At 75.1% G+C, this 6,463-nt stretch carries 6 protein-coding genes; 2 read left to right on the plus strand and 4 right to left on the minus strand.

The annotated features are described in order from the left end of the window. From L7D48_RS23830 to L7D48_RS23840, 3 genes are all read right to left on the minus strand, one after another. The coding region (locus L7D48_RS23830; RefSeq protein WP_237882320.1) for a hypothetical protein at positions 1-827 on the minus strand (827 nt) is incomplete at its 3' end. 33 nt (positions 828-860) lie between these two features. Further along, positions 861-1,265 carry a VOC family protein gene (locus L7D48_RS23835; RefSeq protein ID WP_237882323.1) on the minus strand — a complete coding sequence of 135 codons (405 nt, stop codon included), beginning with the start codon at positions 1,263-1,265 and terminating at the stop codon, positions 861-863. Between the two features lie 161 nt (positions 1,266-1,426). Then, positions 1,427-2,011, minus strand: coding sequence for a potassium channel family protein (locus L7D48_RS23840; RefSeq protein WP_237882325.1), 585 nt, complete (start codon positions 2,009-2,011; stop codon positions 1,427-1,429). Between the two features lie 250 nt (positions 2,012-2,261). Here L7D48_RS23840 and L7D48_RS23845 point away from each other — a divergent pair, with 250 nt between their 5' ends. Together L7D48_RS23845 and L7D48_RS23850 are read left to right on the plus strand one after the other, a co-directional pair. Continuing rightward, positions 2,262-2,984, plus strand: a complete 723-nt coding sequence (locus tag L7D48_RS23845) for an ABC transporter ATP-binding protein (RefSeq protein ID WP_237882327.1) — start codon at positions 2,262-2,264, stop codon at positions 2,982-2,984. Continuing rightward, positions 2,981-5,149 carry an FtsX-like permease family protein gene (locus tag L7D48_RS23850; protein ID WP_237882329.1) on the plus strand — a complete coding sequence of 723 codons (2,169 nt, stop codon included), beginning with the start codon at positions 2,981-2,983 and terminating at the stop codon, positions 5,147-5,149. Before L7D48_RS23845 ends, L7D48_RS23850 begins: the two co-directional genes overlap by 4 nt. 48 nt (positions 5,150-5,197) lie before the next feature. Here the strand turns inward: L7D48_RS23850 and L7D48_RS23855 are convergent. Further along, positions 5,198-6,463: hypothetical protein (locus L7D48_RS23855; protein ID WP_237882332.1), on the minus strand; the 1,266-nt coding region annotated here is incomplete at its 5' end.

Genomic DNA, 6,463 nt, shown 5'->3' on the forward strand with positions numbered 1-6,463 from the left:
GGGTCGATGCGGCGCAGGATACGGCGCAGAGAGCGGGCGGGGTCGCTGCCAGCGGGGAGCTGGGCGAGACGGGTGCGCAGCCGGCGGACGAGGCCGACGGGGACGGAGTACGTGTCCGCGGCCGTGCCGCTCAGCAGGCGGTCGGTGGTGTTGGCGCACCAGTACATGAGGAACGGCAGTTCCTCGCGGGCGGTGGCGTCCAGCAGGGGCTCCAGCTTCGCCGGGTCCGGCTCGACGTAGAGGCGGGCGAGGGCGGCCAGGCGCTCGCCGGGCTCGTCGGAGGCCAGCATGGCGTCGGTGTCGAAGCCGGGCACGTGCGGCACCACCTTCAGCATCTCGCCGAAGATCCGCTCCTGGCGTGCGGTGCGCAGGGAACCGCTCGGCATCCGCTCGCGCACCTCCGCGTACTCGGTGACGAGCCGTTCGAGGGCGCCGACCGCCCACGAGGCGTCACCCCGCGCCTCGTCCCGGCCTTCCGGGTCGGGGCTGTTGGCCGCGGCGAGGGCCACGCGGGCGGTCGCCGCGGCCCCGTCCACCTGCTGGTCCAGGCGCGTGGCGCGTTCCTCCGCCGCGCCGATGCGCTCCTCCAGCCGCCGGTACTCCAGCCGCGCGCCGCCCGGCAGTTCGATGCTGTGGAACAGATCACCCATCCACGGCACCAGCGCGATCACGAGCAGTGCGACCGCCGTGCTGTCGATGCTCAGACCGGGAAACAGCACATGGACCAGCGCCAGCGCCGTCGCCACGCAGGTGACGGCCGCCCCCGTCCAGCGCCGGCGGCGCACGAGGCCGCGCTCGGTGTCCTCTTCGTCACTCCCCCTGGGCATGGCGTCCAGGATGGCAGGGCGCTCCTGCCCCTGTCAGGCGTCCCGGGAACCCTCGCGGGAACGGTCCTGGGGGTACCAGCGCAGTTCGACGGTGTTGCCGTCCGGGTCGAGGATGTAGACGGACTGGGCGGTGCCGCGCGCGCCGAAGCGGGGGCCGGGGCCGTCCACCACGGTGAGGGCGCCGGAGTCCACGACCTCCTGCCAGTCCAGCGGTTCGACGACCAGGCAGATGTGGTCCACGTTGGAGCCGTCGCGTGGGCCGACGACCAGGTCGATGATGGTCGTGTCGCTCACCCGCACCGACGGGAACGGCGCCTTCCCGGCGCGCCACTCCTCCACGCGCACCGGTTCCAGGCCCAGCGGGCCACAGTAGAAGTCGAGGGACCGTTCGACGTCCTCGACGTTGAGCACCAGGTGATCGAAGGCGATGACGCGCACGGCGGTCTCCTCAACGGGCTTGTAGGGAAGTGCGGTTGGCGGTCACGGGCTTCCGCCACGCTATCCGCCGGGAGCGCGGCGGGCATCGGCCGCCGGTCCTGCTCCCCCGGGACGAGGGGTCCGGCCGGGCGACGTAAGCCGGGCGGCGTACGGTGCGCGGTTCACGTCTCCGGATCGGAGGGCGCCCGGCGGCGCAGCGCCGACTTGACCGTGTCGACCACGAGCCGGGCCGCGACGCCCACCAGCAGCAGGCCGCCGGTCATCTGGACCATCACGATGATCCGGGCCGGCTGGGAGCGTGCGGTGATGTCGCCGTATCCGACGGTGGCGAACGTCGTGAGCGCGAAGTACAGGGCGTCGGTGCGGGTGAGGGGCTCGTTGAAGCTGCCCGGCTCGGCCCTCTCCAGGAGGTGGTAGACGGTCGCGAAGAGCAGCAGGAACAGCAGCAGCACGCTCACCAGTGCCTCGGCCGCCCGCAGGATCGGGCGGGGGGAGTGCTCGATCTCGCGGATCTCCCAGAGGAACAGGGCGAGGACGGCGAGCAGTCCCAGGACGAGGATGACAGCCGTGCCGCCGGTGAACTCCTTGTCCACGGGGAGCAGGTAGTACGCGGTCAGGAGTGCGGCGGTGATGAGGGCCAGCCGCACCGCCGCGATCACCGCGGGCACGCCGTGGGCGGAGCGGGCGTCGCGGACGCCCTCCCAGCTGTCCGGGGGCGGCCGGTGGGGCGGGTCGGGTGGCGGCATGCGCGTCTCCCGGTGGTTCGATCGCGGCCCGCGAGGGCTTCGGCGGGCAGGCGGCAGCATAGGTTTACGCCGGGCGGTTCCCGCCCACCGGCGCGGCCGGTCACCCGATCGGCATGGAGCGGCCTTCCTGGAAGCGGAGGCCGCGGCGGGGGCGGTCCGACGGCTCGATCGTCGGCCCGCCCCCGCCGACCGAGCCCGTCGACGTCGTCCGGCATGGCGGCGATCGCTTCGGGAGATTGGGAAGACGGTGATGATGGAAACCGACCGGACCGTGCTCTCGGCCTCGGACGTACGTTACGAGATCGCGGGCCGCTTACTGCTCGACGGGCTGGACCTCTGCGTCGGGGCCGGCGAGTCGGTGGCGATCACCGGCCCGAGCGGCAGCGGCAAGAGCACCCTGCTGATGTGCCTGCTGGGTCTGGTCAGGCCGCAGGGCGGGCGGATCACGGTGGCCGGGACCGACATCACACGGCTGCGCGAGCGCGCGCTGAACCGGCACCGGCGGGACCACATCGGCGTGGTCTTCCAGTTCGGCGAGCTCCTTCCGGAACTCACCCCGCTGGAGAACACCGCCCTCGCGGCGCTGTTGTCCGGGACCTCCCGGCGCAAGGCATACGCGGACGCCGAGGATCTGCTGACCACGCTGGGCGTACCGCTGAACGGCACCCCGACGGCGGAGCTGTCCGGCGGTGAGCGGCAGCGCACCGCGGTGGCTCGTGCGCTGATCAACCGGCCGTCCCTGGTCCTGGCCGACGAACCGACCGGAGCGCTGGACGGCAGCACGAGGGACGAGGTGACACGGATGCTCTTCTCGGTCCCGCGGCAGTGGGGTTGCGGTCTCGTCGTCGTCACCCACGATCCCGCCGTCGCGGGGCGCGCGGACCGGCACCTGCATCTGGGCCAGGGGCGCCTCGGCGGCGCCGGCGCCGTGCTTCCCGGTACCGGAGCCCCGGCCGGGGGAACAGCCCGGTGAACACACTCGCCACCTACACGCGCCTGTTCGCGGTGGGCCGAGCCGCGGGCCGCGGTTCGGCGGGGCGGGGCCTGCGCTTCACCTCCCTGCTGTGCGCGACGTTCGCCCTGGCCCTCACCGGGGCCGTGCTGATCGCCGGATTCGCCGTCTACGACGGCCGCGAGCTGCGCGGTTCCGCCCGCGCACCGCAGTACATCGGCGTGGAGGAGCCCGATCAGGCCCCCCTGCTCGTGCAGGTCGCCTACGACGACGTGGGCGGCGTCCAGCGGTCCGTCGTCTTCCTCGACCCCCGCGGCGACGCCGTCGCCCCGCCCCCGGGTGTGGAGCGGTGGCCCGCGCCCGGCGAGGTGGTGCTCTCCGAGGCGCTGCGGGCGGACCTCCTCCGGGAGGGCTCTCCCGACAGGTACGGGAAGCCGGCCGGTTCCATCTCCGAGTCCGGGCTCGAGGTGCCGGGGGAGCGGCTGGCGTACGTGCGCCCCGTGCCCGGTCTCATCGATCCGGGCAACATGACCACCGCGGCGGGGTTCGGCTCCGACGAGCGGTCCGTCTACGGCGACCGGGCGACTGTTCCGCCGCTGTCCGCGTTCATCTCCCTGGTGGTGGGGATGCTGCTGTTCCCCGCGGTCGTCCTCGTCGTCGTCGCGGCCCGCTCGGGCGCCGCGGGACGGGACCGCCGGGTCGCGCTGCTGCGTGCCCTTGGCGCGGGGGCGCGTGCCCGGGCCGTGGTGAACGCCGGTGAGGCGGCTCTTCCCGTGGCGCTCGGCGCGGTCGCGGCGGCCGCCGTCGTCGGCCTCGCGCTGCCGTCCAACCTGACCGTTCCCGTCGTGGACTTCGTCCTGCCCGCCGCCGACCTGCGTCGCTGGGCCCCCCTGCTCTTCTCGGCGGTCCTCGCCGCGGCCCTGGCCGTACTGGCGGCCGTGACGCTGCTGCACCGCACCGACCGGGCGGGGCAGGGCACCCGCCCCCGGGCCCGCGGCCGCTTCACCTCCCGCCGGTTGGCCTGGTTGTGCCCGGTGTTCCTGCTCGTCGCCACACGCGGCCCGGACCTGCTGGCGGGCGGCGGCTCGCTGTGGTTCCTCGTCTACGCCGCCGGCGTGGTGGGGACACTCGCCACCCTGCCCGCACTGGTCGCCGCCGCCGTCTCGGCGCTCGGACGCCTGCTGGTCCGCACGGGCAACCGGTACGGCCGCCCCGGGGCGCTGATCGCCGGCCGCCGGGCGGTCGCCCAGCCGGGGGTCACCGCCCGGCTGGTGGCCAGCGTGGTGGTCGCCATCGGCCTGGTCACCCAGATCCAGTTGAACACCAGCCTGCTCGACGACGCGATGATCGCCGCCAAGGCCACGCACGAGCGGATCGGCGACTCCATGCTCACCGTGAGCTCGGCCGCCGACCGGGAACAGAACGGGGCTTTCCTGCGCGCCCTGCCCGAGGGGGCCCACGGGCTCGCCATGGAGGTCGCGCACTCCGACGGCCGCTCGCTCGGCCTCTACGGCGACTGCGCCGCACTGCGGGCGCTGGACGCCCCCTGCGGCACGAGCACCGCCGACCCGGCCGACCCGCGTGTGCGGGAGCTGGCCGCCTGGTTCGGCGGCGACGCGGCGGACGTGGTCCTGCACCGTGCCGACCCGACGGAACGGCTGACCCGGGACGCCGAGCGGCTCCTGGTCATCAGCGGCAGCGGTGACCTGGCGGTCGGTGAGGTGAAGGAAGCCGCCTTCCGGGAACTGCCCGCCCCCCAGGTCATGGTGGTCGCCGGGGAGTGGCTGTTCGGAGCCGCCGAACTCCAGAAGCCCGCCGCCTGGACCCTGTTCCTCGGCATCGTCGGAGTGGGCCTGCTCGCCTTCGCCGCGGCCGCGAACAACCTGGGCGACTTCCTGCGCTTCGGCCACACCCTCGCCCCCCTGAGCGTGCTGGTCAGCCACCGCGGCGTCTTCTACGCCGCCGCCGTATGGGCCATCCTGGTGCCGCTGGCCGCGGCCGGTGCCCTCGGTGTCCTGGTCTCACTGTGGCTCGCCGCCCCGATGACGGCGAAGGGCGCGGTCCTCACCTGGGCCTTCCTGGCCTCGCTCCTGGTCCTCGCCCAGGCTCTCGCCGTCCTCTTCTGGTTCTGGGGCTCCCGTTCCGCCGCCGTCCAGGCCGTCCGCTGGCGCCCCACCGCCGACTGACCTGTGGCACGGCGCCCCGGCCGGCCCGCCGCCGGGCCGGCCGGGGCGTCAGGGGCGGACCGACACCGTCCAGCCGCTTTTGTAGGTGTCCGGGACCGGGTGGCGCGGCCAGTCGCGCGCCCAGGGCGGCGGGTCCGCCCGGCGCATGACCACCGCGTCGGACCGCTCGGGGGCGCGCGGGTCCGTTCTGACGCAGCCCGCGGCGTGCGCGACGGGGATCGCCGAGTCATTGCCCGTGACCGCGCACGGGGCGCGTACGCCGTGCGCGTGGAGCACCGCCGCGATGCGCCGCCAGTCCTCGCGCGCCTGCTCCTGGATGCCCGCGTGGGTGTGCGCCAGACCGGCCTGGACGGCCAGGTGGCCCGCCAGCACCACGGTGAGGAGGACGGCCACCGGAACCGAGCGGCGGGCCCGGTCGGCGATGCGGAGCAGGCCGAGGGCGGCGGGTACGGCCAGCAGTGCGTAGCCGGGCAACAGGAAGCGCGGCGCGGCGTAGGGCAGCAGGAAGAAGTACTGCACCGTGAGCGAGCCGGCCGTGACCGCGGCCAGCCACAGCGGCGCCGCGTCCCCCGTGCCCGCCATGCCCCACGGCGTGCGGGTGCGGCGGGCCGCGATCAGCCCCAGTGCGGCGAGCAGCGCCAGCAGCGGCCACCAGGCGGCCGCCGCCCACCCCACGCCGTCGCCCGCGCAGGGGCGGCACAGCAGCGGGCCGTCCAGCGAGGTGAGGTGGTCGGCCACCGACAGCACCGGCCGCATGCCGCCCTGGACCTCGCTCGCCTCGGCGAGCCGCTGCGCCACCCCGCCGAACCGCAGCCGCGCCTCCACCAGCCACGGCAGCGCGCCCGCCGCGACGCCCGCGGCGACGGCCAGGACCCTGCCCCGGCCGCGCCAGGCGGGCACCGCGACGGCGGCCAGCAGCAGGGGGGCCGCGGCGGCCGCGCCCTCGTTGGGCCGCATCAGGGTCGCCACGGCCAGCCCGGCGGCCAGCCCGGCGTACCGCGCGCCGCGGCCGGGTCCGCGTCCCGCGAAGCAGCCCGCCGCCGCGAGCGCGCCCATCGCCGTGTAGTGGTTGGGCATGGCGGCGCCCGCGTAGAACAGCGCCGTCCACAGCGAGCCGTACAGCGCCGCCGCCACCCACACCGCCGACGGCCGGGGCACCACCCGCAGCCAGGGGCGGAAGCCCATGTAGAGCGCGGCGCTCGACAGCGCCAGCAGCCAGAGGCGCAGCAGTACGACCGAGTCGCTCCAGGAGGCGACCGGGGACAGCAGCAGTGGTACGCCGCGGGTGCGCGGGGCGCTGAAGGGGGTCGGGGG

This window comes from Streptomyces sp. ICN903 (assembly GCF_022015835.1).
GTDB lineage: Bacteria > Actinomycetota > Actinomycetes > Streptomycetales > Streptomycetaceae > Streptomyces > Streptomyces fenghuangensis.

Bases quoted from the DNA above. Each gene is read 5' to 3' on its own strand.
- L7D48_RS23840 (WP_237882325.1), bottom strand. From the start codon at position 2,011: ATGCCGCCACCCGACCCGCCCCACCGGCCGCCCCCGGACAGCTGGGAG.
- L7D48_RS23845 (WP_237882327.1), top strand. From the start codon at position 2,262: ATGATGGAAACCGACCGGACCGTGCTCTCGGCCTCGGACGTACGTTAC.